The organism is Zavarzinia marina (assembly GCF_021568905.1).
Classification (GTDB): domain Bacteria; phylum Pseudomonadota; class Alphaproteobacteria; order Zavarziniales; family Zavarziniaceae; genus Zavarzinia; species Zavarzinia marina.
On record NZ_JAKGSB010000008.1, the window covers coordinates 1 to 25,352 of the forward strand.

At 69.2% G+C, this 25,352-nt stretch carries 23 protein-coding genes; 5 read left to right on the plus strand and 18 right to left on the minus strand.

Translation table 11 applies throughout. The features are described 5' to 3' along the window. Positions 1–303 precede the first annotated feature (303 nt). Entirely contained in the window at positions 304–1,104 is an 801-nt protein-coding gene (locus tag L2U69_RS17405; RefSeq protein WP_236108406.1) for an inositol monophosphatase family protein, read from the minus strand. A 65-nt stretch (positions 1,105–1,169) separates the two neighbouring features. On the opposite strand from L2U69_RS17405, the gene L2U69_RS17410 reads away from it, so the two are divergent. Continuing rightward, positions 1,170–2,168 carry a patatin-like phospholipase family protein gene (locus L2U69_RS17410; RefSeq protein WP_236108407.1) on the plus strand — a complete coding sequence of 333 codons (999 nt, stop codon included), beginning with the start codon at positions 1,170–1,172 and terminating at the stop codon, positions 2,166–2,168. On the opposite strand, the gene L2U69_RS17415 is transcribed toward L2U69_RS17410, so the two are convergent. The 5 genes from L2U69_RS17415 to L2U69_RS17435 form a co-directional block, all read right to left on the minus strand. Continuing rightward, positions 2,169–3,089 (minus strand): hypothetical protein, encoded by a 921-nt coding sequence (locus tag L2U69_RS17415; protein ID WP_236108408.1) that lies wholly within the window; start codon positions 3,087–3,089, stop codon positions 2,169–2,171. Continuing rightward, complete coding sequence (locus tag L2U69_RS17420; RefSeq protein ID WP_236108503.1) at positions 3,086–4,345, minus strand: esterase/lipase family protein; 1,260 nt, start codon at positions 4,343–4,345, stop codon at positions 3,086–3,088. Before L2U69_RS17420 ends, L2U69_RS17415 begins: the two co-directional genes overlap by 4 nt. Before the next feature lie 97 nt (positions 4,346–4,442). Further along, positions 4,443–4,874 (minus strand): CBS domain-containing protein, encoded by a 432-nt coding sequence (locus tag L2U69_RS17425; protein WP_236108409.1) that lies wholly within the window; start codon positions 4,872–4,874, stop codon positions 4,443–4,445. Between the two features lie 154 nt (positions 4,875–5,028). Then, positions 5,029–5,835, minus strand: a complete 807-nt coding sequence (locus tag L2U69_RS17430; RefSeq protein ID WP_236108410.1) for an SDR family NAD(P)-dependent oxidoreductase — start codon at positions 5,833–5,835, stop codon at positions 5,029–5,031. Further along, entirely contained in the window at positions 5,832–6,587 is a 756-nt protein-coding gene (locus L2U69_RS17435) for a TetR/AcrR family transcriptional regulator (protein ID WP_236108411.1), read from the minus strand. The genes L2U69_RS17430 and L2U69_RS17435 overlap by 4 nt, the downstream gene beginning before the upstream one ends. Positions 6,588–6,905: 318 nt before the next feature. Between L2U69_RS17435 and L2U69_RS17440 the strand changes: the two genes are divergently transcribed. Further along, on the plus strand, positions 6,906–7,622 hold the full coding sequence (locus L2U69_RS17440; RefSeq protein WP_236108412.1) for a M48 family metallopeptidase: 717 nt from the start codon (positions 6,906–6,908) through the stop codon (positions 7,620–7,622). A gap of 9 nt (positions 7,623–7,631) precedes the next feature. Here the strand turns inward: L2U69_RS17440 and L2U69_RS17445 are convergent, their stop codons facing one another. After that, complete coding sequence (locus tag L2U69_RS17445) at positions 7,632–9,770, minus strand: transglycosylase domain-containing protein (RefSeq protein ID WP_236108413.1); 2,139 nt, start codon at positions 9,768–9,770, stop codon at positions 7,632–7,634. A 143-nt stretch (positions 9,771–9,913) separates the two neighbouring features. Here L2U69_RS17445 and L2U69_RS17450 point away from each other — a divergent pair, with 143 nt between their 5' ends. Next, a complete protein-coding gene (locus L2U69_RS17450) occupies positions 9,914–11,101 on the plus strand; it encodes a GGDEF domain-containing protein (protein ID WP_236108414.1) in 1,188 nt (395 codons plus the stop codon). A gap of 3 nt (positions 11,102–11,104) precedes the next feature. Here L2U69_RS17450 and L2U69_RS17455 read toward each other — a convergent pair whose 3' ends face one another. From L2U69_RS17455 to mutM, 10 genes are all read right to left on the minus strand, one after another. Then, complete coding sequence (locus L2U69_RS17455) at positions 11,105–11,779, minus strand: TIGR02117 family protein (protein ID WP_236108415.1); 675 nt, start codon at positions 11,777–11,779, stop codon at positions 11,105–11,107. Positions 11,780–11,798: 19 nt separating this feature from the next. Further along, positions 11,799–14,288 (minus strand): DNA topoisomerase (ATP-hydrolyzing) subunit B, encoded by a 2,490-nt coding sequence (gene gyrB / locus L2U69_RS17460; protein WP_236108416.1) that lies wholly within the window; start codon positions 14,286–14,288, stop codon positions 11,799–11,801. Positions 14,289–14,304: 16 nt separating this feature from the next. Continuing rightward, complete coding sequence (gene recF, locus L2U69_RS17465) at positions 14,305–15,507, minus strand: DNA replication/repair protein RecF (RefSeq protein ID WP_236108417.1); 1,203 nt, start codon at positions 15,505–15,507, stop codon at positions 14,305–14,307. A 10-nt stretch (positions 15,508–15,517) separates the two neighbouring features. Continuing rightward, positions 15,518–16,639 carry a DNA polymerase III subunit beta gene (gene dnaN / locus L2U69_RS17470; RefSeq protein WP_236108418.1) on the minus strand — a complete coding sequence of 374 codons (1,122 nt, stop codon included), beginning with the start codon at positions 16,637–16,639 and terminating at the stop codon, positions 15,518–15,520. A gap of 408 nt (positions 16,640–17,047) precedes the next feature. Beyond that, positions 17,048–18,580, minus strand: coding sequence for a chromosomal replication initiator protein DnaA (gene dnaA / locus L2U69_RS17475; protein ID WP_236108419.1), 1,533 nt, complete (start codon positions 18,578–18,580; stop codon positions 17,048–17,050). A gap of 121 nt (positions 18,581–18,701) precedes the next feature. Next, the gene (locus L2U69_RS17480; RefSeq protein ID WP_236108420.1) at positions 18,702–19,133 is read right to left on the minus strand and encodes a rhodanese-like domain-containing protein; all 432 of its coding nucleotides are present in this window, start codon (positions 19,131–19,133) and stop codon (positions 18,702–18,704) included. Positions 19,134–19,703: 570 nt separating this feature from the next. Next, complete coding sequence (rpsT, locus tag L2U69_RS17485) at positions 19,704–19,979, minus strand: 30S ribosomal protein S20 (protein ID WP_236108421.1); 276 nt, start codon at positions 19,977–19,979, stop codon at positions 19,704–19,706. A gap of 204 nt (positions 19,980–20,183) precedes the next feature. After that, positions 20,184–20,960, minus strand: coding sequence for an enoyl-CoA hydratase (locus L2U69_RS17490; protein WP_236108422.1), 777 nt, complete (start codon positions 20,958–20,960; stop codon positions 20,184–20,186). 65 nt (positions 20,961–21,025) lie between these two features. Beyond that, complete coding sequence (locus tag L2U69_RS17495; protein ID WP_236108423.1) at positions 21,026–21,436, minus strand: hypothetical protein; 411 nt, start codon at positions 21,434–21,436, stop codon at positions 21,026–21,028. 16 nt (positions 21,437–21,452) lie between these two features. Next, positions 21,453–22,280 (minus strand): bifunctional DNA-formamidopyrimidine glycosylase/DNA-(apurinic or apyrimidinic site) lyase, encoded by an 828-nt coding sequence (gene mutM, locus L2U69_RS17500; RefSeq protein WP_236108424.1) that lies wholly within the window; start codon positions 22,278–22,280, stop codon positions 21,453–21,455. 126 nt (positions 22,281–22,406) lie between these two features. On the opposite strand from mutM, the gene ubiE reads away from it, so the two are divergent. Together ubiE and ubiB are read left to right on the plus strand one after the other, a co-directional pair. After that, entirely contained in the window at positions 22,407–23,168 is a 762-nt protein-coding gene (gene ubiE / locus L2U69_RS17505) for a bifunctional demethylmenaquinone methyltransferase/2-methoxy-6-polyprenyl-1,4-benzoquinol methylase UbiE (RefSeq protein ID WP_236108425.1), read from the plus strand. Positions 23,169–23,174: 6 nt separating this feature from the next. Next, positions 23,175–24,740 carry a 2-polyprenylphenol 6-hydroxylase gene (gene ubiB / locus L2U69_RS17510; protein WP_236108426.1) on the plus strand — a complete coding sequence of 522 codons (1,566 nt, stop codon included), beginning with the start codon at positions 23,175–23,177 and terminating at the stop codon, positions 24,738–24,740. Here the strand turns inward: ubiB and L2U69_RS17515 are convergent, their stop codons facing one another. Then, positions 24,741–25,298, minus strand: a complete 558-nt coding sequence (locus L2U69_RS17515) for a hypothetical protein (RefSeq protein WP_236108427.1) — start codon at positions 25,296–25,298, stop codon at positions 24,741–24,743. Positions 25,299–25,352 lie beyond the last annotated feature (54 nt).

Consider the following 25,352-nt stretch of genomic DNA (forward strand, 5'->3'; position numbering starts at 1 on the left):
GTCAAGACGTTTTTTCCAGAAATCTTCCAGAACCAACACCCGGACTGTGACCCAGGACGTTACCGCCCCAAACCACAGGGCCGCAGCTTCTACAAGCCACAAACCCTACCGTCAACCCCAGCCCCTCTTCGCGCCTCAACAGCGGATCAAAACCAGGACCAACAGCCCGCCAGACAAATCCAACTCAAGGGCACCGCCCGGCGAGGCGCGGTTTGTAGGCCCGTCCCGCGCGGCTGGCAAGCCCCTAAATGAAGATTTTTTTGCGGTGCGACCGGAGACCGCGGATTCCCTCGGCTTTCGCCGTCAGGTCCCCAGATGGGGCAGGAGGGCCGCCCGCACCCGATGCCACAGGGACTCGTCGAGGGCCGAGAGAATGCCGCGACTCGCCCGATCGCAGACGAAGGGACGCCCGTCCGGCCGCGCCACATGACCGCCCGCCTCGGCGACGATGAGAGCGCCCGGCGCGTGATCCCAGGGCAGGGTCCGCCAATAGAGGAGGAAATCCATCCGCCCCTGGATCAGGCGCAGATAGTCGTGGCCGGCGCAAAGGGTGGAGCCGAGATCGCGGAAGCGGTGGCGTGCCGCGTCCAGCCGGCCGCGCCAGGGTTCCTCCAGGAACCGGGTCTGCGCCGAGCCGCGCGCTTCGGCCAGGGCGGGACTTTCGGGCAGGCGGCGGATTTCGCCGTTCAGGGTGGTGCCGCCGCCTTCCTCCGCCATCAGGACATTGCGGCCCAGAGGATCATAGATCCAGGCCGCGACGGGGCGGCCCTTCCTCAGCAGGGCGATCATCACCGCGAATTCCGGGCGGCCGGCGGCGAAATTGGCGGTGCCGTCCAGGGGATCGACGACGAAGACCGGCCCGTCCTCCCCCAGACGGTCGAGGAGGCCGGGATCGCCATGGGCCGCTTCCTCCCCGATCACGGTGCAGCCGGGAACGATGTCCCGGAGCCCCCGGGTCAGACGGTCTTCCGCCGCGCGGTCGGCCACGGTGACCACGTCGCCGGGACTCTTCTCCTCGATTTCATGGGCGGCGAGGGCGCGGAAGCGCGGCAGAAGCTCGCCGGCGGCGGTCTCGCGCATGAGATCGGCGATGGAGTGGAGCATCTTGCACACGACCTTGGAACGGGACGAGATTAGCGCTTTCGGCAGCAAGCCTAGTGGTGAGTGGAATGGCACGCAATCTTCCCCGGATCGGTCTGGCGCTGGGCAGCGGGGTGGCGCGGGGCTTCGCCCATATCGGCGTTCTGCGCGCATTGTCGGCCCGCGGCGTCGAGGCCGACGTGGTCGCCGGCACCTCGATCGGCGCGCTGGTCGGCGCCGCCCATGCCGCCGGCAAGCTGGACGCACTGGAGGAATGGGCGCTCAGCCTCGCCAGGCGCAAATTCTGGCGCTATCTCGATCCGCGCGTCGCCGGCGGCAGTCTGTTCAGCGGCCAGCGCCTGGCGGCGCAACTGGTCCAGCATCTGGGCGATCTCGACATGGCGGATCTGTCCGCGCCCTTCTTCGCCGTCGCCACCGACCTCGCCTCGGGCCACGAGGTCTGGCTGCGCGACGGCCCGGTGGTGGATGCGGTCCGCGCGTCCTATGCCCTGCCCGGGATCTTCCCGCCGGTGGAACGCCAGGGCCGATGGCTGGTCGACGGCGCCCTGGTCAATCCGGTGCCGATCTCGGTCTGCCGGGCGATGGAGGCGCGCATCGTCGTCGCGGTCAATCTGAACGCCGACAGTTTCGGCCGCGCCCGTGTGCCGCCGCCCGCCCCCGACACGGAATCCGTGATCGCCGACATCGAGGAGGCGGACGACGAGGAACGGGGCGACGAGGAACGGGACAGGGAAGGCGACGAGCCGGCGGACGAGAAATCGCGCCGGCGCTGGCTAGGCCTGCGGGCGCTGGGCCGGACCAAGGGCAAGCAGGTCGTGGTGCCCGCGCCGCCGAAGCGCGAGACCCCGGGCATGCTGGCGGTCGTCGCCTCGGCCTTCGACATCGTGCAGGACCGCCTGACCCGCAGCCGCCTGGCGGGCGAACCCGCCGACGTGATGATCGCGCCGCGCCTCAATGCCTTCGGCTTCATGGATTTCGACCGGGCGGCCGAGATGATCGAGTTGGGCGCCCAGGCCGTGGACCGGGCCTGGCCCGATCTCCAGGAAGCCCTGGACAGTCTCCTGTAGCTATCCCGGCAGGCGCCGGTTGACGAAGGCGAGGCCGAGCGCGAGGCAGAGCGCGACGATGCCGGCCGCCAGCACCGATTCGGGCGAGGCTTCCAGCCGGTCGAACCATTGCGAGAACAGATGCACGGCGCCGAAGACGGCGGCGCAGTTCAGGGTCCAGCGCGCGCCCATGCGGGCCGCCTGCACCCCGGTCGCGATCAGCAGCACGGCCCAGGCCAGGGCGAAGATTTCCGCCGGTAGGTCGAGGATCAAGTCGCCGCCGATCCAGAGTTGATCGCCCCAGAGCGAGCCGACCCAGAAGCCGAAATTGGCCACCACAAGCGCCGTCGCCGCGCCGATGCCGAGAAGGCGCGCCGCCTCGTCCCGGAACGCCCGGCCGAGCAGGGCGAGTACGCCCGCCAGCAGCACCATGACCACGATGGCGACGGAGGATTCCGGCAGGGCCGCGGCATAGCCGTCGCTGGCCATATAGCCGGTCTCGGCCCCGACCGCGCCCGAGACGCCGAGCACGGCAAGGCCGGCGAGCAGGGCATTGCGCACCACCCCGGCGCCCACGGCATAGAACAGGGCGACGGTCAGGAAGGCGCCGGACGCGAAATCCCCCGCCGTCAGCACGCCGCCGCCGCCGATCAGGGCGCCGACGACGATGCAGATCTGGGCCAGCACGTTCCAGTCTTCGCCCGCCGCGCGATCGATGCCGGCGCCGACGAGCGCCAGCAGGAAACCGATGGCGATAGCGGAGGACGGCGCCGGCACCAGGGCCAAAGCGCCGGCCGCGACCGCCATGACGCCGAAACCGACCAGCAGGTTGAAGGCGAGCGTCCCCGTGGCGCGCTTGCCGAGGCCGGCCAGGCGTTCCGCCTCGTCAGGGCTCAGGCTGCCGGCGGCGACCAGGGCATCGAGATCGAGCACCACCTTCACGAAGAGATCCAGTCGGCGAGACGCGCCGCCACCGGGCGCGACGACAGGAGATCGAGATGGCCCGTGCGGCGGACCAGCAGCCGGTCCTCGGGCGCCAGGCCGAAATCATAGGCGCGGTCGGGATGGCTGCCGAAGGCGCTGTCCACCGGCACCAGGCCGTCGCCCATCATGCGGTCGGTGGCATCGCCGCGCTGGCGCCCCAGGGTGCCGGCCACCACGTGGTGGCGAAAGGCGGGATCGAGCGGGCGGGGCTTGCGGGCAATGCCGGCCTTGCGGTGGAAGCGGTCGGGGATCGCCTCGCGGTCCTCGGCCACGATGCTGCCGTGACGCAGATCGGTGATGCCCGCCGAGCGCAGCCGCGCCAGCCGCCCGAGCGGGGCGAGGAAGGGATTGAGTTCCGCCATGGTCTGCAGGGCGTGGCCGCCCCGCTCCAGCGGCGCGCCGTGATGGGGGGCGCCCAGATAGACCGCATGGCCGCCGAGTTTCAGCCAGTCCATGTCCGCCGCCCTCGCGGCGGCGAGACAGGCGCGGGTGACGAGGCCGCCCATGGAATAGCCGAGGAAGGAGATCCGGCGCAGCGGCACCGGCCATGTCGCCGCGAGGCGCTGGATGAGATGCGCGAGATCACGGCCGTTGGCCGAAATGTGCCGCCCCGTGTTATAGGCGACGCCGATCGGCGTGACGCCGACGGCATCGCGCAGATGGCGGCCGTGATGGTGACCGTAGCGGTGCCAGAAGACATCGGCCATGCACAGCCCGTGAACCATGATCAGGATGTGGTCGCCCGCCCCCTCGATCGGGCCGGCGGTGCCCGAATGGCTTGTCGAAGGATCGCCCGGCACCAGCATGCGCCCGCGATGGCGCAACGCCATGGAGACGGCGAGCGGATTGCCGCTGGCTTCGAGATGGTCGCCGATCACGCCGTTGAGGGCGGCGACGGCGATGTCGCGCCAGGGATCGACCATGGTCCCCGCGCCCGCCGCCGGCAGCGCCGGCGTCAGCGCGAAGCCCGCCCCGACACCCCGCGCGACGAGGCCGTTGGTGGCGCGCATGGCGCGGTAGAACAGGCGCACGAAGGGCGCGACCGGAGAGGTGCCGCCCGTGCCGAACGGCTGCATGGCGGAAAGAATGCCCAGATGGCTTTCCTCGGCCAGGGCCAGCGCCCCGTCGATACCGTCGGAGCCGAGACGGAACAGCCCCTCCGCGTCGTCGCGGAGGGAGCGAAGGGCGGACAGGCCGAAATCGAACGACGTCATGGCCACGCTGGAGCGAAACCCCGTTGCCCGATCAACTTGCGGCCCCGATCGACACGCACCTCATGACGCCGTCACGATCCCTTCATCCGGCCCGGAATCAGCCCGTGGCGATGTAGCGGCGCAATTCGTCCGCCTCGAGCAGGGCTTCGTCGATGCGCCGTTTCACCACGTCGCCGATGGAGATCATGCCGACGAGCTTGCCGCCCTCGATCACCGGCAGGTGGCGGATGCGCCGATCCGACATGCGGCCCATGACCTCGATCACCGTATCGTGCAGGCGGCACGAGACGACATTGCCCGACATGAAATCCTTCACGGGCCGCGCGAGGACGGCCGCGCCGCCCTGGGCGACGCCACGCACGATGTCGCGTTCCGACAGCACGCCGATGACGCTGCCGGCGGCGTCCTGCACGATGACGGCGCCGATCTTGCGGGCGAAGAGCACCGCGGCGGTCGCTTCGAGCGTATCGCCGGGGCCGACGGTGATCACCTCACCGCCCTTGCGCTTCAGAATCGATTCAACGGTCATGTCACCTCCCTGGTCTGCTGGCGACGATGTTTTTCTTTTCATGATGGGGGGTGGACGAGTTTTCGCGCAAGTGTCCGCTGATCCCCCTTCGCGTTTTTTGCGATGAATCGCCGGCGGTTCCAGGTTTCGTCGGTACCGGCGTCGGAATATCCCCTCAATGCCGGCCGCTGGCGAGCAGACGGCCCGTCAGCCTGCGGGTGAAGGAACGGGGCGCGAGGCGCGGGGTGAAGGCGCCGATCTGGTTGAGCAGGCCGGCGACCACGATCACCTGGCCGCGCTTGGCGGCGCGAAAGCCGATGCGCGCCACTTCCGCCGCCGTCATCACCGGCACCAGGCCCTTGGAGAACAGGGCATTGTCGGCGACGTCGGCGACATCCATGAAATTGGTCCGGGTCGGGCCGGGACAGAGCGTCGTCACGGTGACGCCCGTGCCCTTCAGTTCCTCCGCCACCGCTTCGGACAGGGAGAGGACATAGGCCTTGGTGGCGCAATAGACCGCCATGCCCGGTCCCGGCTGGAAGGCGGCGGTGGAGGCGACGTTGAGCACCCGGCCCCGGCCCCGCGCCACCATGCCCGGCAGGAAGGCGTGCATCAGGTCGGTGAGTGCGGCGATGTTCACCTGGATCATGCCCATGGTCTTTTCCCGCGTCGCCCCGGCGAAGTGGCTGCCGTCGCCGAAGCCGGCATTGTTGACGAGAACGTCGACCGAGAGGCCGCGCGCCGTCACGTCGTCGAACAGGCGGCGCGGGGCGGCGGGGTCCGAGAGGTCGGCGGCGATCACGGTCGCGGTGACGCCGTGTTCGGCCGCGACTTCGGTAGCGAGCGCGGTCAGGGCCGCCTCGTTCCGTGCGACCAGGATCAGGTCGTGACCGTCGCGGGCGAATTCCCGGGCGAGATCGGTACCGATGCCGCTGGAGGCACCGGTGACGAGGGCGATGGGACGGGGAGCATGGGCGCTCATGGCAGGTTTCCTTTGGCTGGCGCGGGGTTCGCGAAGGCGGGGGCCGCCACCGCCCGCCAGATCGTGGCACCGCTGTCCCGCACCAGATCGGGATCGAGCGGCCGGTTCATCAGGGCGGCATGACGCACGAGACCGGTAAGCGCGCCCCAGACGAGGGCGGACATCACTTCGGGCGAGAGCGGCGCGAGCACGCCCAGCGCCTGGCCCTCGGCGATGAAGCCGTGGATCGGCGCCACCGACTGTTCCGACAGGCGAAGACTCTGCCGGTCGAGGAAGCGCGGTTCATGATGGAATTCGAGAAAATGGAAAGCCGCGGGCGAGGTGGTCGCGAAGGCGCAGCCCGCAGCCCAGACCGCCATGAAGCAGGCGCGATGGGCCGCCGCGACATCCGAGGGCGAGGGCGAGGGCGACGCCGGCGGCGGCATCGCCGGCCTGTCGAAGGCCGGCGCCAGCGCCCCCATCAGGTCCCGCTTGGCGCGCTGCCAGACGGCGTTGCCCAGCGCCTCCTTGGTCTCGAAATGGCGATAGATGGTGCCGGTACCGACCCCCGCCGCCGCCGCGATCTCGGGCACGGCCGTCGCATCGAACCCCTTGTCGGCGAAGAGCGCCAGGGCGGCATCGAGGATCCGCAGCGCGCGGGGCGGCAGATCCGGCCCGGCCGCCGCGCGTGCCACCAGGGCAGCCCCGCCACCGCCGACGGCATCGCCGGCCGGCGCACCGGCGGGAAAACGATCGTCCCGTCCCGACGTCACTCGCGCCCCCTCTCCCCGCTTTCTCGATCACCGTTCCGGCTTGCGCCACGGGCATTCGGAATGAACGTTCATTCCGATACGATAGCACGGCTTCAACCGTTAGCAAGATGTCTTGGTCATATGTTTCTTACGGATTTTTGACAGGAATTTGGGCGCATTCATCGGGGTTTTCGCTGGCGAACCTGTCTGGCCAGCCGCCGATTGCTCGGGATATGAATGATTGTTCCGCATGAAACGGAAGCTGGCGCGGCCGGCGCGCCGGCACTAGGATGAGGGCGCCGGCACCGTTTCCGCGTCGCCGGACACGGATCGGGCGGAATGCAAGACGATCATTTTCTGAACATCGGGGGCCGCGCGGTGCCGCTGGAGTTGCGCAAGTCGGCGCGGGCGCGGCGCCTGCTGCTGCGTGTCGACCAGCGCCGCGAGGTCGTGGTGCTGACCCTGCCGGAGCGGGTCTCGCGGCGCGAGGGCCTGCGCTTCGCCGAGGGCAATGCCCGCTGGGTCGCCGACCGGCTGGCCAGCCTGCCGCCACGCATTCCCTTTACCGCCGATGCCGTGGTCCCGCTTCTGGGCCGGCCCCACCGCCTGCACCACATACCGCCGGGGACCACGCGGCGCCGGGGGGCGGCCTGGGTCGAGGGTGAAACCATCAACATCACCGGCGATCCCGCCCATTTCCCGCGCCGGACCCTGGATTTCCTGCGCGGCCGGGCGCGGGCCGAGATCGGCCAGCGCGCCGAACGCTTCGCCGGCCAGACCGAGAAGGAGATCCGGGGTCTGGTGCTGCGCGATCCGACCAGCCGCTGGGGCAGTTGTTCGCCCCGGGGGGAATTGTCCTTCTCGTGGCGCCTGATCATGGCGCCGGCTTTCGTGCTCGACTATGTCGTCGCCCACGAGGTCGCGCATCTTTCGGTGTTCAGCCACGCGCCGCGCTTCTGGACCCTGGTCGGGCAATTGGTGCCGCGCGTCGACGAGGCGCGGCAATGGCTGCGGCGCGAGGGCGCCGGCCTGCATCGCTACGGCCCCAAGCCCTGAGGGACGGAATCAGAATTCCCGGCCCGTCGGATATTCGTATTCGATGACCGGGCGGCGCCTGGCCGGCGCCGGATCCGCGCCGCCGCCGCCGCCGTCGGCCGCCACCGTCGCGCCGCCGCCCGAATCCCCGCCCAGGAAATCGACCAGCCGGTCGAGGAGGTCGCGATCCTCGGTGGTCGGCGCCATCGGCAGGGGCGCCACCGCCTTGCCGTCGAAGGCCGCGGCCATGAAATTCTTCCACACCCGGGCCGGCAGGCCGCCGCCGGTGACCTTGACCATCGGCGAATTGTCGTCGTTGCCGACCCAGACCCCGGCGACCAGATCACCGGTCAGGCCGACGAACCAGGCATTGCGATAGTCCTGGCTGGTGCCGGTCTTGCCGCCGGCGGGTCGCCCGAAGGCGGCTTCGTGGCCGGTGCCGCCGTCGATCACCGCCGCCAGCATCCGGTTCATCCGACCGACCACGGTCGCGTTCAGGGCCGGTTTCGCCCCCGCCCCCTCGCGCGCGAAGATGACGTCGCCGTCGGCCGCCAGCACCCGGCGGATGCCGAAGGCCTCGACCGCGCGGCCGCCGTTGGCGAGCGCGGCATAGGCCGCCGTCAGCTCGAGGGGCGTGACCTCGGCGCTGCCCAGCGCGATGGAGGCATTGGCGGGGATCGGCGTGGTGATGCCGAGCCGGCGCGCCATGGCCACGACCCTGCGCGCCCCGACCTGGGCCAGCAGCTTCACCGCGACCGTGTTGACCGAGCGCGCGAAGGCGGTGCCGAGGCTCATCTCGCCCGCGTGGCGCCCGCCGAAATTGGACGGCCTGTAGCCGGCGATGTCCACCGGGCCGTCGAACACACGGCTGTCCGGGGTCAGCCCGGCTTCGAGGGCGGCCAGATAGACGAAGAGCTTGAAGGCGGAGCCGGGCTGGCGCAGCGCCCTGACCGCCCGGTTGAAGGGGGAGCGGTTGTAGTCCCGCCCGCCGACCATAGCCTTGACCGCGCCGTCGGGCGCGAGCGCGACCAGGGCGCCCTGGCCGGCGTCGAGGCGCGCCCCTTCGCCCGCGAGACCGGCATCGAGCGCGGCCTCGGCGACCCGCTGCAGGCCGAGGTCGAGGGTCGTCTCCACCGTGATGTCGCCGACTTCGGGACCGGCGAAATTGGCCACCTGCTCGACCACCCAGTCGACGAAATAGCGCGCGTCGTCGGAAACCGGCCGGGCCGCCAGCCGGGCCGGCCGGGCCTTGGCCGCCGCCGCCTGTTCGCCCGAAACGAAGCCGGCATCGACCATGGCGTCGAGCACGACGGCGGCCCGCGCCGTGGCCGCGTCATAGTCGGCGATCGGCGAATAGCGCGACGGCGCCTTCATCAGGCCCGCCAGCATGGCGGCTTCGGCGAGGCCGAGCTGCCGCGCCGAATGGCCGAAATAGCGCCGCGCCGCGCCGTCCATGCCATAGGCGCCGGAGCCGAGATAGACCCGGTTCAGATAGAGCGCGAGGATCTGGTCCTTGCTCAGCCGGCCTTCGAGCTGGACCGTCAGGATCGCCTCCTGGACCTTGCGCCGGACCGTGCGTTCCGGGGTCAGGAACACGGTCTTCACGGTCTGCTGGCTGATGGTCGAGCCACCCTGGCTGATGCTGCCGGTCGCGAGATTGTGATAGATGGCGCGCAGGATGCCGATGGGATCGAAGCCGCCGTGCTCGAAGAAGCGCCGGTCCTCGATCGCCAGCACGGCATCGACCAGCACCTTCGGGTACTGCTGCAGGCTGAGGGTATCGCCATAGAGGTCGCCGACGGTGGCGAAGGTGGTGCCGTCGGCGGAGACGAGCTTCACCGCCGGCCGGCGGTCGATCTCGTTCAGGCGCGCGATCGAGGGCATGTCCCAGGCGAAGAAGGCGACGATGGCCGCGACCGCGAGGCCGCCCCAGATGCCGCCGACCATCAGCCAGTAGAGAATGCCCCGGCGTTTCGCCGCGCCCGAACCGCCAGATGCCTTGGGCTTGCCGCCCCGCTTCAGTCGCTGCGGCGGCGTCGCCCGGCGGTCCAGCCGGTCGATGCGCGCGGGCCCGCCCCCGCGCCCGCCGGATCCCCCGGGCGCGTGTCCGGACGCGCTCGTCCGCTTCGCGCGCGGGCGCCGTGTTCCTTTTTGGTTCTCACCTGCCATGGCGCCACCATAGAGCCGAAAAGCCGACGCGTGAATCCGCTTTCGGCGGGATTGGTAAGGCAATCGTTAATCAATGCCCCGCAAAATGGGGAGAAATGAGGGCATGGGACCGAACGATGCCTTGGACGCAGACACCGAACTGGATGAGGGCCGTAAAGACACCGCTGTTGCTGATCGACGGCGCCGAGGATGATTCCGTTCTCGCCAACGCCCATGCCTGCCGTCTGTTCGGCCTGCACGCGGTTTCCGACGAGCCCCTGTCACTCGAATCCCTGATCGGACCCGAGGCGGCGTCGCGCCTGATCGCCTGGGGCCGGGGCCTGAACCGCGACGGCAGCGCGACCATCCCCTGCCGCAAGCCGGGCTTCGACCGGGCCCTGACCTTCGATGCGGCGCGCTGCGACGACGGCCTGGTGATCACGATCAGCCAGACCAGCCAATCCGATCCGACCTGGATGCAGACGCTGGAACAAGTGATGTCGGGCCTGCCCATCGGGCTCGAGATCTACGACAGCGATTTCCGTCCCCTGCTCTGCAACGCGGTCTCGGATTTCTATTTCGAATATCCCGACGTGGTCATGGCCCATCATGACGACTGGTGGCAGCACGGCTTTCCGGATGCCGAGACGCGGGAGGAAGCCCAGGCGGAATGGCACGGCCTGATCGCCAGGGCCCGCCACGACCGTGGCAAGACCTATGAGACGGAATGGACCGTGCGCTGCGCCGACGGCCGCGACCGCCACATGGAATTCCGCTTCCGCTTCATCGGCGATACCTATGTCGTCGTCTTCTGGGACGTGACCGAGCGCCGCCGGCTGGAAGAGGAATGGCGCGAGCACGCCTCGACCGATGCGCTGACCGGTCTCGGCAACCGGCGTCTCTTCTTCGAGGAAGGCGAGCAGGTCCACCAGCGCGCCGCCCTGTCCCACGAGACCATGTCGGTGCTGATGATCGACATCGATCATTTCAAGGCGGTCAACGACCGCTATGGCCATGCGGTCGGCGATCATGTGCTGCGCACCGTCGCCGAGCGCTGCCGGGTGACGATCCGCATCGGCGACCTGATCGCCCGCATGGGGGGCGAGGAATTCGCCGTGCTGCTGCCGTCGACCAGCCGGCGCGAAGCCCAGATCATCGCCGACCGCCTGCGCCGCATCGTCGCCGCGACTCCCGTCGAGGTCGGCCCCCTCTCCCTGTCGATCTGGGTCAGCATCGGCGGCGCGACCGCCGACAAGCCCAGCGAGACGGTCGACGATCTGCTGCAGCGCGCCGACGAGGCGCTCTACCGCGCCAAGGCCAGCGGCCGCAATCAGGTCCGCTTCGCCGACTGAGCGTCAGAGATTCCACATGATGCCAAAGGGAAAGGGGCTCCAGACGCCGACGGCGACACCCGCCTCGCGCAGGCGCGCCGCGGCCCATTCGTTGCAGGTCAGAAAGGCCGAATAGGTGCCCACCCCCTCGTAGAAGGCGTCGACGGTACTGTAGCGATAGCCCTCGATCGGTCGTGGCCGGCCGGCCGCATCGCGCGCGAAGCCGGCCCTCAGCGCCGTCACCAGGCGCTCATATTGCGCCTGCCCCAGAACCACCGGCCGGGTGTAGGCGCCGATGCCGGGCGTGCCGCGCCAGAGCGTGACATGGACCAGGGATCCGCGCGACGCGAAGAGCGCGCCGAGGGCCCGGCCCACCGTCATCTCAGCCCAGGTCGGTGTGTTCAGATAGAAATCCCGGTCGCCCCAGCCGATGCCGACATAATGCGCCGCCGCCGGATCCGCGAAGGGAAAGGCCTCGGGCCCGAGGTCCCGGCGCCAGTCGACGCCGAGCGCCTGCATAGGGACGACGATGTCGACATGGACGCCGTTGGAATGGACATAGACCGTCACCGTCTGGCCATCCGGGGGCTCGGGCACCGTGAAGGCCATGGCCCCGACGAGGGCCGCGACGGCATAGTGCAGTGCCGCCGCGACCGGCAGACCGAGCGCCAGCGCCAGAAGGCGAAGGACCCGGCGCACGGCCGCGGATCCCTCGGCGTCAGACGTCGAGATTGGCGACGGCCAGCGCGTTTTCCTGAATGAAGTCGCGACGCGGCTCCACCACGTCGCCCATCAGCTTGGCGAAGATCTCGTCCGCCGTATCGCCGTGGTTGACCTTCACCTGAAGAAGGGTACGCGCCTCCGGGTCCAGGGTGGTTTCCCAGAGCTGGTCGGGGTTCATCTCGCCGAGGCCCTTGTAGCGCTGGATCGAGAGGCCGCGCCGGCCGATGCCCAGCACGTTCTCCAGCATTTCGCTGGGCCCGCGGATCGGCGTCTCGACGTCCTTCCGCACCAGGACCGCGCCGGCCCCGTAGATCGCCTTCATCTCGCCCGACAATTCGTCGAGGCGCATCGCCTCGGCCGAGCGCATCAGGCCGCCGTCGAGGACATGGGCCTCGCGCACGCCGCGCACCTCGCGCCAGACCACCAGGGTGCCGTCGCTGCCCGCCTCGCCGTGCCAGCCGCTCTCGCCCTCGGCCGCCAGAAGGTCGAGGCGGGCGGCGATGCCGGCGGCGGCCCGCGCGGTCGCGGCCGGATCGGCCAGCACCATCGGATTCAGGGCGCCGGTGATCGCCGCCTGCTCGACCACCGGCAGGGCATAGCGCCGCGCCGGCACGATCAGGAGGTTCCGCGCCAGGCGCGCCCGGTCGACGATGGCGCGCAGGTCGTTGCCGGCGAGCTGGGTGCCGTCGCCGAGGCGCAGCACCGATCCGTCCAGGCCGACGTCGATCAGATTGTCCTCGAGCGCGCGCTCGTCCTTCAGATAGACCTCGGACGAGCCGCGTTTGATCTTGTAGAGCGGCGGCTGGGCGATATAGAGGTAGCCGCGCTCGATCAGTTCCGGCATCTGCCGATAGAAGAAGGTCAGCAGCAGGGTGCGGATATGGGCGCCGTCCACATCCGCGTCGGTCATGATGATGATGCGGTGGTAGCGCGTCTTCTCGATGTTGAAATCGTCGCGGATGCCGGCGCCGAGCGCGGTGATCAGGGTCCCGATCTCCTGGCTGGACAGCATCTTGTCGACCCGCGCGCGCTCGACGTTCAGGATCTTGCCGCGCAGCGGCAGCACCGCCTGATTGGCCCGGTTGCGGCCCTGCTTGGCGGAACCGCCCGCCGAGTCACCCTCGACGATGAAGAGCTCGGCCTTCGAGGCATCGCGCTCCTGGCAGTCCGCCAGCTTGCCCGGCAGGTTGGAAATGTCGAACTTGCCGCTCTTGGTCACCAGCTCGCGGGCCTTGCGCGCCGCCTCGCGGGCGGCGGCGGCCATGGCGACCTTGGTCATCAGGTCCTTGGCCGGGCCCGGGTGTTCCTCCAGCCATTGCTGGAGCTTCTCGCCCATCACGCTCTCGACCACGGGCCGCACTTCGGACGAGACCAGCTTGTCCTTGGTCTGGCTGGAGAACTTGGGATCCGGCACCTTGACCGAGAGGACGCAGGTCAGGCCCTCGCGCGCGTCGTCGCCGGTCAGCGCCACCTTTTCCTTCTTGGCGGCGCCGCTTTCGCGGAAATAGGTGTTCACGGTCCGGGTCAGAGCGCCGCGGAAACCCGCCAGATGGGTGCCGCCGTCGCGCTGCGGGATGTTGTTGGTGAAGCAGAGCACATTCTCGTGGAAGGTATCGTTCCACTGCAGGGCGACGTCGACGACGATGCCGTCCTTCTCGCCCCGGATCACGATCGGCGGGTCGATCAGCGCCTTCTTGGCGCGGTCGAGATAGCGGACGAAAGCCTCCACCCCGCCCTCGTAATAGAGGTCGGCGCTCTTGGTTTCGGCGCTGCGCCTGTCTTCCAGCACCACGCGCACGCCCGAATTCAGGAACGCCAGTTCGCGCAGGCGATGCTCCAGGGTGGCGTAATCGAATTCGATCATGGAGAAGGTTTCGGACGACGGCATGAAGGTCACCTGGGTACCCGACTTGCCGCCCGCGTCGCCGACCACGGCGAGCGGCGCTTCCGCCACGCCATGGCGAAAGCGCATGTAGTGTTCCTTGCCGTCACGCCAGACGCGGAGGTCCAGCCAGGTCGAGAGCGCATTGACCACCGACACGCCGACGCCGTGAAGACCGCCGGAAACCTTATAGGTATCCTGATTGAACTTACCCCCGGCGTGGAGCTGGGTCATGATCACTTCGGCCGCCGAGACGCCTTCGCCCTCGTGGATCTGGGTCGGGATGCCGCGGCCATTGTCCTCGACCGTGCAGGAACCGTCGGGGTTGAGCACCACCAGCACCCGGTCGCAATAGCCGGCCAGCGCCTCGTCGATGGCGTTGTCCACCACCTCGTAGACCATGTGATGCAGGCCCGAACCGTCGTCGGTGTCGCCGATATACATGCCCGGGCGCTTGCGCACCGCATCCAGCCCCTTCAGCACCTGGATCGATTCGGCGCCATACTTCGCGGCGCCTTCCGCCGTGTCGCGGCGATGGCTCTCGGTGCCGTTCGGGGTTTCGGCCTCGTCCTTTTCGGGACGGGGGGACTCGCTGCTGCTCATGTCATGATCCTCGGGTTCACGACGCGGGCGCGACGTCGCCATCGCGCACCTCGAAGAATTGGGCCCGGCCGTCGAGGCCGGTGAAGAGGGACCGTTCGGTCCCGGTCAGGAAGGCCTGTCCGCCCGCCGCGACGACGAGGTCGTAGAGCGCGGCGCGCCGGGCGGGATCGAGATGGGCCGCGACCTCGTCGAGGAGGAGGAGCGGCGCCCGCCCCTCTTCCCCGGCGACGAGGGCGGCCTGCGCCAGCACGATCGCGATCAGCAGGGCCTTCTGTTCGCCGGTCGAGCATTGGCCCGCCGGCATCGCCTTGGCGGCATGGTCCGCCGTCATGTCGCCCCGATGGGGGCCGATGGTCTGGGCCCCGGCCTCGGCGTCTCGGCCGCGGGCCTGGCGCAGCGCCTCGCCGAGGCGGGCGGCGATCGCCGCCTCGTCCTCCTCCGGATAGCCCTCGACCTCGCCGGACAGCGCCAGGCGGGCGCGCGGAAACGGCCCTTCGCCCGCCGCCATGGCGGCGTTCAGGTCGGCGACGGCGGCCCGCCTCGCCAGTGCGATGGCGGCACCGGCGCGGGCGAGGCGGGTTTCCAGCACGCCCAGCCACTGCGGATCGCGCACGCCCTGGGTCAGCAGGCGGACCCGTTCCTCCCGCGCCTTGTCGTAGCCGATATGGGCATCGGCATGGGCGGGCCGGCGCGCCATCACCAGCCGGTCGAGAAAACGCCGGCGCCCGGACGCCCCCTCGGTCCAGATGCGGTCCATGACCGGCGTCAGCCACATGAGGGAGAGATCCCGCGCCAGGCTGGCCTGGGTCGCCTGGGCGCCCGCGCGCCTGACCATGCGCCGGTCACCGCCCGGCGCCACCGCCGTGCCGATGTCGAGCGGTGCCGGCAGGCCGTCGCCGTCGACCGTGGCCGCGACGGCGAAGCCGCCGGCCCCGCCGAGGCGGGCCATCTGCCCGGCCCGGGCGTGGCGCAGCCCCCGGCCCGGCGACAGCAGGGAGACCGCCTCGAGAATATTGGTCTTGCCGGCGCCATTGGCCCCCGACAGCACCACGGGCCGGCCGTCCAGATGCAGTTCGGCCCGGGCGTAATTGCGGAAATCGGTCAGGACGAGGCGGCGGATGCGGCGACGGCCCGGCGCGGACGCGAAGGCATGGGCACCGCCGTCGCCGGCTGCTCCCCCCTCATCCTGCGCCATGGCCATCGAGCCGACCGCGAGCATCCGGCCGGCCTCAGACGCGCATCGGCATCAGGACGTAGAGCGTGGCCTCGTCGCCCTCGTCGCGCACGAGGGTCGGCGCCAGCGAATCCGCCAGCACGAAGCGCGCCACGTCCGAGTCGATCTGCTGGGTGATGTCGAGGAGATATTTGGCGTTGAAGCCGATCTCCATGGGACTGGCACGATAGGACGCCGCCACTTCCTCGACCGCGCTGCCGTTGTCCGGGCTGGTCACGGAAAGGGTGATGCGGTCCTGGTCGATGGTCAGCTTCACCGCGCGGGTCTTGTCGGTCGAAATGGTCGAGACGCGGTCGACGGCGGCGGCGAACAGCCGGGGATCGACTTCCAGCACCTTGTCGTTGGCGACCGGGATCACCCGGGAATAATCCGGGAAGGAGCCGTCGATCAGCTTCGAGGTCAGGACGACGTCGTCGAAGGCGAAGCGGATCTTGGTGTCGGACAGCGATATCTCGACCTCGCCCTCGGTCTCGTCGATCAGCTTGCGCACCTCGTTCACGGTCTTGCGCGGCACGATCGCCCCCGGCATCTCCGAGGCGCCGGCCGGCAGCGGCACCTCGAAGCGCGCCAGGCGGTGGCCGTCGGTGGCGACGCCGCGCAGCACCGGGGCGCCACCCGATTCCGTGGCATGGACATAGATGCCGTTCAGGTAGTAGCGCGTCTCTTCGGTCGAGATGGCGAAGCGGGTCTTGTCCACGAGCTTGCGCAGCTTGTCCGCCGCCAGGGTGAAGCGATGCGGCAGGCCGGCGTCGGCGATGACCGGAAAATCCTCGCGCGGGAGGCACTGGAGCTGGAAGCGCGAACGCCCGGCCGCCAGCGTCATGCGCCCGCCCTCGTCCGACTTGTAGGTCAGCTCGACGTCGGTGCCGTCGGCCAGCTTGCGCACGATGTCGAACAGCGTATGGGCCGAGGCGGTTGTGGAGCCGGCCTGCATGACGTTGCACGGCACGCTCTCCACGATGGCGAGGTCGAGATCGGTCGCCGTCAGGTGCAGCTGGCCGTCGCGCGCCTCGATCAGCACGTTGGAGAGGATGGGAATGGTGTTCCGACGCTCGACGACGCTGTGGATATGGCCGAGGGTGCGCAGAAGGGCGCCGCGTTCGATGATCAGTTGCATGCGTCGGTCTCGGTGCGTCGTCGTGGGGCCAGGGTCGCGAAGCCCCCGGTGTCGGGGGCCTGGGTCAGGGATGCCGGCGGTCGATCCGGCTTCGGGATCGTCCTGGCGTCGGCATCGTCGGGGCCCGGCGGGCCACCGCGAAACGGCGGAAGCCGGGAGACGGAACCGGCGCCAGCCGGCCCCGCGGCGCCATTCGAAGGCCGGTCCGGCGGAAATGACCGAACAGCGACACGGGGGATGAGAGTAGCAAATGGGCCGGCGCTCGCCAGCCTTAATTTGCCGCCCTCAAACCCTTGATACGAAAGGGAAAATCGGGGCGTCAGCAATGCCTTTCGGCATCATGCGCATTTTGCCGGCTTGACAGGGCCGGACGTTGATTCGCCGCCCCGAATTCGCCCGGGGACCGGATCAGCCTTCGAGCATGCGGCGCAGGCTCTCGATATCCTCGAAGAAGGTGGTGTCGCCGGCGCACAGCTCCTCGATCTTGCGCACGGCATGGATGACCGTCGTGTGATCGCGGCCGCCGAACTTGCGTCCGATCTCGGGCAGGGAGCGCGAGGTGAGCTGCTTCGCCAGATACATCGCCACCTGGCGCGGCCGGGCGACGACGCGGGCCCGGCGCGACGACAGCAGGTCGTTCAGGCGCACACCATAGAATTCGGCCACCTTGCGCTGGATCTCCTCGATCGTGACGCGACGGTCGTTGGCGCGCAGCAGGTCCTGCAGCACTTCCTGGGCCATCTCGATGGTGACCGGGCGGCCCACCAGCTCGGCATAGGCGACGACGCGGTTCAGGGCGCCTTCGAGCTCGCGCACGTTCGAGGTGATGCGCGCCGCCAGGAATTCGAGCACCCGGCGCGGCACGTCGACGGCGCCGAAGCCTTCGACCTTCTGTTCGAGAATGCCGAGGCGCAGCTCGTAGTCGGTCGGATGGATGTCGGCGACGAGGCCCCAGCCGAGGCGGGAGCGGATCCGCTCCTCGATCCCTTCGAGGTCGGTCGGGCTGCGGTCGGCGGAGATGATGACCTGACGGTTGTGATCCACCAGCGCGTTGAAGGTGTGGAAGAACTCTTCCTGGGTGCTGTCCTTGCCCGAGATGAACTGGACGTCGTCGATCATGAGGACGTCGACCGAGCGGAACTGCTCCTTGAACGCCATGGTGTCCTTGAAGCGCAGCGCCCGGATGAACTGATACATGAACTTCTCGGCCGAGAGATAGATCACCTTCTTGTGCGGCGCGTGTTCGCGCAGCGCCCAGGCGATCGCATGCATCAGATGGGTCTTGCCGAGGCCGACGCCGCCATAGAGGAACAGCGGGTTGAACTTCACCGCCTCGCCCTCGGCCACCCGGCGGGCGGCGGCATGGGCGAGCTCGTTGGATTTGCCGACGACGAAATTGTCGAAGGTGAAACGCGTGTCGAGCGGGGCGCCGACGCCGACGTCCTGGACATGGGTCGTGCCCGGCGTCGCCGGAACGCGGTCCGCGAGCGGCGCGGGGGCGGCAATCGCGGCGGCGGCGGCCTGGGGCTGCGCCATGGCGCCATAGGCCGGATAGGCCTGCAGCGCCGGCGACGCGGCGTTCTGCACGACCACGCCATTCTGCGACACGGCGTGGGCGGCGAGCGGCGGGGCGACGATGGCCGGGGCGCCGACGGCCGCCGCACCGGCCGATTGAACGGCGCGCGGCGCCACCAGCAGGTCGACGGCGGCGATCGCCGGCGCCTCGGTGCGCCACAGCGCGGTCAGGCGATCGGCGAAATGGCTGCGCACGTAGTCCCGCATGAAGGTGGTGGGCACCGCCAGCACCACCGTGTCCGGATCCCGCAATTCGACCAGATTGAGCGGACGGATCCAGCTCTGAAAGGTGTTGTCGCCGAGTTCGAGCCGCAGACGCTTCTTCACCGCTGTCCAGGCCGTCTCGTACATATCGTTATTGGTCATGCCCGCTGAACCTGCCCGACACTAATCGCTGCCGCATCCGACTGTCGTTCGTCGCATCCGGAGCCGCCGACGGCACGACACCGCCAGCCCATTTCCGACAAGAGACCGCCGCCGGCCCCGTTCACCCCTGCTGCCAGGGCAGACCCTCGGCCTTCCAGCCGCCGGTCGAACCCCGATGTCGTTCAGCGTCGAGATCGCCCTCGAAGCCGCCGATGATGTTGTAGGCGGGGTCGAACCCCGCCGACGTGGCCGCGATCGCCGCCGCGCGCGAACGCGCGCCCGAGCGGCAGAGAAACAGAAGGGGCGAGCCGGACCGGAAACCGGCCTCCGGCAATGCCGCCTTCATGTCGGCCACGAAACTCTCGTTCCTAACCATGCCGGGAAAACGGGCCCATGCCACCAGTAGGGGGGTCTTGCCCATGGCGGATAGATCGGGCAGGCCGACGAAACTCCATTCCGCGTCGGAACGGACATCGATCAGCACAGCACCAGAGTCCTGGCTCAGGATACGCCACGCGTCACCAGGGGTGATATCACCCGCGTAATCAGCCACGACTCCGCTCCTCTCCATTCCACGGCGCAGTCTTCGCCACGGCAGCCGGCGCGTTTTCGCCTGCTTCACCGAACCGATGACTGGTCGAGACCCATGGCTTTCTTGGCTCTGTCGCCACGGCCTCGATCCACAACAACGGTTGCTTCGCCTTCATTACAATCGCGCAAATATTTCCCTTACCCGGATCGGATTTTTACTTCCGATATAGGTTCAATCATCTATCGCTCGACTGTAATCCTCGCCAGCCCGCGAGGAAGCACACAATATCAACCGACCAAGACCGAGGCAACGGGACCGAAGCGCGAACGGCGAAGATTCGGCCGGTATCCCGGCACGCGGCCGTCGCCGAAGGGCATATGATCGCGAAACCGGATCATTCGCCGCCCCGGCAGGAGACCACGCACGCACGCGCGCCGCCGCCGCGATGGCGCGCGCGGGCCGGAATCCCGTCGGATGAAAACGAATGCGGCCCGCCATTGGCGAGCCGCCGAAAGCCGGAGGTGTCCTCCGGCGGCGGGACGGCAAGGCCGATCCCGCGTCCAGCCGCCCCCGAGGCCGGGGGGCGGGGCCTTACTCGGCCGGAGTGCCCAGCGCCTTCACGCGCGCCGACAGGCGCGAGATCTTGCGGGACGCCGTGTTCTTCGCGAGAACGCCCTTGGAGACGCCGCGCGCGATCTCCGGCTCCGCCTGCGCGAAAGCCGCCTTGGCGGCCGTCGCGTCACCGGCCTCGAGCGCCGTCTCGACCTTCTTGATGAAGGTGCGGATGCGCGAGACCCGGTCGCGGTTGACCGCGGTGCGCCGTTCGGTAACGCGCACGCGCTTCTTTGCCGATTCCGTGTTCGCCATGTTGTTCTGACCTGCGAGTGTGGATAACCCTGAAAACGAGCGCGGACATCTATCACCGCGCCCTGTGGGAGGCAAGGCCTTTTTGGCCATGCCCCCATGCCCGCCCCACGGCGTCGCCCCGGCCAAGGCCGGAACCTTTCGACGGAAAGGCATCCTTCCCCGACGAGATCCCGGCCTGCGCCGGGATGACGCTGAATTCAAGCGTCAGCGCTGCTTGAATACCGGCTTCCGCTTCTCGACGAAGGCGGCCATGCCTTCCTTCTGGTCCTCGGTGGCGAAGGCGGAATGGAACAGGCGGCGTTCGAACAGCACGCCTTCCGCCAGCGTCGTCTCGTAGGAGCGATTGACCGCCTGCTTCGCCATGCGCGCGATCGGCTGCGACTTCTCGGCGATGGTGGCGGCGATCTTCATCACCTCGTCCATCAGTTCGGCCGCCGGAAAGACGCGGGAGACGAGGCCCGAACGCTCCGCCTCGGCGGCGTCCATCATGCGGCCGGTCAGGCACATGTCCATGGCCTTGGACTTGCCGACGAAGCGGGTCAGGCGCTGGGAGCCGCCGATGCCCGGAATGACGCCGAGATTGATCTCCGGCTGGCCGAATTTCGCATTGTCGCCGGCGATGATGAAGTCGAACAGCATGGCGAGTTCGCAGCCGCCGCCCAGGGCATAGCCCGACACCGCCGCGATGATCGGCTTGTCGATGGCGCAGATGCGATCATGGGGTTCGGCGAAGAAGTCGGCCTTGAACATGTCCATATAGGACTGGGGCGCCATCTCCTTGATGTCGGCGCCGGCGGCGAAGGCCTTGGCGCTGCCGGTGACGACGATGCAGCCCACGCCCTCGTCGGCGTCGAAGGCTTCGAGGGCGGTGCAGAGTTCACCCAGCAGTTCGGCGTTCAGCGCGTTCAGCGCCTCCGGCCGGTTCAGGGTGACGAGGCCGACGGCGCCTCGGGTTTCGGCAAGGATGGTGGCATAGGCCATGACGCACTCCGGTACGTTTCCGTTGGTGGTGGTTGATCGCGCGTCGGGCGGGCTGGCGGCGGAGCCTAGAGCGAATGCGGCCGCAGTTCGAAGCGGACGACGACCAGGCCGTCCGCCCCTTCCCCGACGGTGATTTCGAGAATCTCGGTATCCCGGCGCCAGGTCAGGGCATCGCCGCCCGATCCGTCGCGGGTCCAGCCGAGAGCCGGCAGGCTCTCGAGGTAATAGTGGCGGACGGTCTCCACGTCGACCTCGCCCCTGGTGTCGACGCCGACGATGCGCCCGCCCGGCGTGTCGAAGACGACGCGGGTGTCGGCCACTTCCGACAGGCCTTCCATCAGGGGCACGTCCTCCGATCCCGTCAGGAAGCGGGTGGGCGAAGCCGCCGCCGCGGGCGATGCGCCGCCCGGCGCCGTCGGCGCGGCCAGGGTCAGGCCGGCGACGAGCAGCAGGTGGAAGGCGGCGGGCTTCAGCATGGCGGGGATCATAGCCTCATTTCTGGCAGCGCGGACAATAATAGGTCGAACGATTGCTCTGCACGATGCGCAGGATCACACTTCGATCGCAGGCCGGACAGGGCGCCCCCTCGCGGTCGTAGACCTTGAAGCTGTGCTGGAAATAGCCGAGTTCGCCGTCGGCCCGGACATAGTCGCGAAGGGTGGAGCCGCCGGCCGCGATGGCCTCGTTCAGGACGTCGCGAATCGCCGGCACCAGGCGCGCCGCCCGCGCCCCCGCCACCGTCGCCGCCTCGCGCAGGGGCGAGATCCGGGCGCGGAACAGCGCCTCCGAGACATAGATGTTGCCGAGCCCGGCGACCACCTTCTGGTCGAGCAGCGCCGCCTTGATCGGCGTCCGCCGCCCGGCCAGGGCCCGCGACAGGGTCGGCCCGTCGAAGCGGTTGCCCAGCGGCTCGGGCCCGATGCCGGCCAGCAGGGGATGGCCGTCGAGCGTGTCGCGGTGGTCGAGCACCATCAGGCCGAAGCGGCGGTGATCGTTGAAGATCACCCAGGGCCCCTCGACCGTCTCGAAGGTGACGTGATCGTGGGGCTTCGGGTCCGGCATCGCCCCTTCGCCCACATGCATCCGCCCCGACATGCCGAGATGGCCGATCAGGACCGTGCCGTCGTCCATTTCCCACAGCATGTATTTGGCGCGGCGCCGGATGGCCGCGACGATTCGCCCTTCGAGCCGGGCCGAGAGATCGACCGGCAGGGGCAGGCGCAGGTCGGGCCGGCGCGCCACGACCCGGGAGAGACGCCGCCCCTCGAGGGCGAGGGCGAGGCCCCGGCAGACGGTTTCGACTTCAGGGAGTTCGGGCATGGCCGAAGCCTAGAGCGAATTGCCGATTCGACGAATTGGCAATTCGTCGGCGTCCGCCGCCCTGCGCCGTTTCGCGCCGGAAACCGCGCTGGCGGGCTCTCCCGCTCGGCGCTATGGTGTCGCGCCATGAACGCCGATACGCCCGCCGACGAAAAGCTCACCCATTTCGGTTTCGAGACCGTGCCCGAGGACGACAAGGCGCGCCGGGTGCGCGGCGTCTTCGATGCGGTCGCCAGCCGTTACGACGTCATGAACGACCTGATGTCGGGCGGCGTGCACCGGATCTGGAAGGCCGCCATGATCGACTGGCTGGCGCCCTCGCCCGGCAGCCGTCTGCTGGATGTCGCGGGCGGCACCGGCGACATCGCCTTCCGCTTCCTTGATCGGGCGGGGCCGGGATCCCACGTCACCGTCGCCGACATCAACGCGGAGATGATCCTGGTCGGGCGCGACCGCGCCCTCGACCAGGGCCGTCTCGATCTCGACTGGACCGTGGGCGATGCCGAGAAACTGCCGTTCAAGGAGCGCAGTTTCGACTATGTCACCATCGCCTTCGGCATCCGCAACGTCACCCGCATCAAGGCGGCGCTGGCCGACATGCGCCGGGTGCTGAAGCCGGGCGGGCGCTTCATGTGCCTCGAATTCTCCAAGGTCGTGGTGCCGGGCATGGACAAGGTCTACGACGAATATTCGTTCCGCATGATCCCCCAGATCGGCAAGCTGGTGACCGGCAATGCCGACGCCTATCGCTATCTGGTCGAGAGCATCCGCCGCTTTCCGGATCAGGAAACCTTCGCGTCCTGGCTGCGAGAAGCCGGTTTCGAGCAGGTGAAATACCGCAACCTGACCGCCGGCGTCGCCGCGATCCACACCGGCTGGCGGCTGTAGACCTTCATGCTCCGCGCTCTTCGCCATGGTTTCCGCCTGTTCCGGGTCGCCCGTCGGCTCGCCGTTCACGACGCCCTGTTCCCGAGCGAGATCGTCGCCGAGATGCCGGCCTTCGCCCGCCTGGGGCGCAAGGTCCTGTCGATCCAGCTCCGCCCCCGGCGCCGCCCAGACGTCGAGGGCAAGAGCCCGGGCGAGCGCCTGGCGCTGGCGCTCGGCAGCCTGGGCCCCACCTACATCAAGCTGGGCCAGAGCCTGGCCGCCCGCCCGGATCTGGTCGGCGAACAGGTCGCCCGCGCGCTCGCCCAGTTGCAGGACCGGGTGCCGCCGTTCCCGGCGGCGGAAGCGCGGCGCATCATCGAATACGAGCTGATGCATCCGATCGCGGAGGTGTTCCAGTCGATCGAGGACGTGCCGGTCGCCGCCGCCTCCATCGCCCAGGTTCATTTCGCCGTCACCACCGAGGGCCGGGACGTCGCCGTGAAGGTGCTGCGGCCGGGAATCGAGCCGGCCTTCCGTCGCGACCTCGACGCCCTCGCCTGGGCCGCCGCCTTCGCCGAGCGCCACATCCCGCCGCTGCGCAGGCTTCGCCCGCGCGAGACGGTGCGGACCCTGGCCGAGGTTTCCTTCCTCGAGATGGACCTCCGGCTCGAGGCGGCGGCGGCCTCGGAACTCTCCCTGTCGCTGGCGGAGGAAGGGCGCGTGCGCGCCCCCGCCGTCGACTGGTCGCGCACCGCGCGCCGGGTGCTGACGGTCGATCGGGTGAAGGGCATCCCGATCGGCGACCGCGCCGCCCTGGTCGCCGCCGGCCACGACCCCAAGGCCCTGGCCGCGACCCTGATGCAGAGTTTCCTCGACCAGGCGCTGGGCCATGGCTTCTTCCACGCCGACCTGCACCAGGGCAATCTCTTCGTCGCCGCGGACGGCGCCATCGTCGTCATCGACTTCGGCATCATGGGCCGGCTGTCGCGGCCCATGCGCCGCTTCATGGCCGAGACCCTGATCGGCTTCATCACCGCCGACTACATGCGCGTCGCCCGCGTCCATGCCGAGGCCGGCATCCTGCCGTCCCACAAGTCGGTCGAGCTGTTCGCCCAGGCGCTGCGCTCCATCGGCGAGCCGATCCTGGGCCGGCCGACGCGCGAGATTTCGATCGCCCGCCTGCTGCAGCAATTGTTCATGGTGACCGAGACCTTCGCCATGGAGACCCAGCCCGATCTCCTTCTCCTGCAGAAGACCATGGTGGTGGTCGAGGGCGTCTGCGGCGGGCTCGATCCCGACATGAACATCTGGGAGGTTTCGCGCCCGGTGGTGGAGAAATGGCTGATCGCCACCTTCTCGCCCGAGCATCGCCTGCTCGACGCCGCCGAAGGCGCCGCCGGCATCGCCCGGCGCCTGCCCGGCCTGATGGAGAAGCTCGAAAAACTGGGCGCCCAGGTCACCGAGAGCGGACTGCGCCTGCACCCCGAGACGGCGAAGGCGATCGCCGCCGGCCAGGCCGCCACCCAGCGCCGCCTGTGGTGGGCCGTGCTGGCGCTCGCCGCCGCCGTCGTGGTGCTGGCCGTGACCGACTGATCAGGACGCTTTCGCCAGTTCGGTATCCAGGCAATTGCGCCATTCGCGGCGGCCGTTGGCGCTGCCGTTCAGGCCGACCGCCATCATGAAGCCGGGCACTTCGTCGACCGTCACCGAGAGATTGCCGCCCTTGGCGAATGCGTCGAGGAAGGCGTCGCGGCCGCCGGCCGGGATCGCCATGGAGAGGTCGGTGCCGACATGCTGGGTCCGGGTGGGGCGGAATTCGCGGCCGTCGATGGCGATCAGGGCATGGCGTTCCGCCGTTCCCGCCGCCTTCGGCAGATCGGGCGCGCGAACACCGATATAGAGATCGGTCGAAACGTCGGGCCGCGTCCCCGCGATCCAGAACCGTCGGTCACCCTCGCCCGTGCGCAGCAGCGTGCAGACCGCGAAGGCCCGGCCCTTGGAATCATGCATCTCGCTGGCCCCGACCTGCCAGTTGCCGGGCAGCGAGGCCAGGCTGTGCGGTGGCGCCGCCGTCGGTTCGAGCAGCGTTTCGCAGGCACCCAGCCCGAGGCAGGCCACGCCCAGGACCAGCATCTTGACGATCGCACGCATGGTTTCTCCCCCAACCTGTCCCCACCCGGTCTTAAGAACGCGCCGGCCCAGGGT

Coding starts and splice junctions, on each gene's coding strand:
- gyrB (WP_236108416.1), bottom strand. CDS start 14,288: ATGAGCAGCAGCGAGTCCCCCCGTCCCGAAAAGGACGAGGCCGAAACC.
- L2U69_RS17495 (WP_236108423.1), bottom strand. CDS start 21,436: ATGCTGAAGCCCGCCGCCTTCCACCTGCTGCTCGTCGCCGGCCTGACC.
- L2U69_RS17405 (WP_236108406.1), bottom strand. CDS start 1,104: ATGCTCCACTCCATCGCCGATCTCATGCGCGAGACCGCCGCCGGCGAG.
- L2U69_RS17515 (WP_236108427.1), bottom strand. CDS start 25,298: ATGCGTGCGATCGTCAAGATGCTGGTCCTGGGCGTGGCCTGCCTCGGG.
- L2U69_RS17420 (WP_236108503.1), bottom strand. CDS start 4,345: ATGACGTCGTTCGATTTCGGCCTGTCCGCCCTTCGCTCCCTCCGCGAC.
- L2U69_RS17445 (WP_236108413.1), bottom strand. CDS start 9,770: ATGGCAGGTGAGAACCAAAAAGGAACACGGCGCCCGCGCGCGAAGCGG.
- L2U69_RS17425 (WP_236108409.1), bottom strand. CDS start 4,874: ATGACCGTTGAATCGATTCTGAAGCGCAAGGGCGGTGAGGTGATCACC.
- dnaN (WP_236108418.1), bottom strand. CDS start 16,639: ATGCAACTGATCATCGAACGCGGCGCCCTTCTGCGCACCCTCGGCCAT.
- L2U69_RS17450 (WP_236108414.1), top strand. CDS start 9,914: ATGAGGGCCGTAAAGACACCGCTGTTGCTGATCGACGGCGCCGAGGAT.
- rpsT (WP_236108421.1), bottom strand. CDS start 19,979: ATGGCGAACACGGAATCGGCAAAGAAGCGCGTGCGCGTTACCGAACGG.
- dnaA (WP_236108419.1), bottom strand. CDS start 18,580: ATGACCAATAACGATATGTACGAGACGGCCTGGACAGCGGTGAAGAAG.
- ubiB (WP_236108426.1), top strand. CDS start 23,175: ATGCTCCGCGCTCTTCGCCATGGTTTCCGCCTGTTCCGGGTCGCCCGT.
- ubiE (WP_236108425.1), top strand. CDS start 22,407: ATGAACGCCGATACGCCCGCCGACGAAAAGCTCACCCATTTCGGTTTC.
- L2U69_RS17410 (WP_236108407.1), top strand. CDS start 1,170: ATGGCACGCAATCTTCCCCGGATCGGTCTGGCGCTGGGCAGCGGGGTG.
- L2U69_RS17430 (WP_236108410.1), bottom strand. CDS start 5,835: ATGAGCGCCCATGCTCCCCGTCCCATCGCCCTCGTCACCGGTGCCTCC.
- L2U69_RS17490 (WP_236108422.1), bottom strand. CDS start 20,960: ATGGCCTATGCCACCATCCTTGCCGAAACCCGAGGCGCCGTCGGCCTC.
- recF (WP_236108417.1), bottom strand. CDS start 15,507: ATGCTCGCGGTCGGCTCGATGGCCATGGCGCAGGATGAGGGGGGAGCA.
- L2U69_RS17440 (WP_236108412.1), top strand. CDS start 6,906: ATGCAAGACGATCATTTTCTGAACATCGGGGGCCGCGCGGTGCCGCTG.
- mutM (WP_236108424.1), bottom strand. CDS start 22,280: ATGCCCGAACTCCCTGAAGTCGAAACCGTCTGCCGGGGCCTCGCCCTC.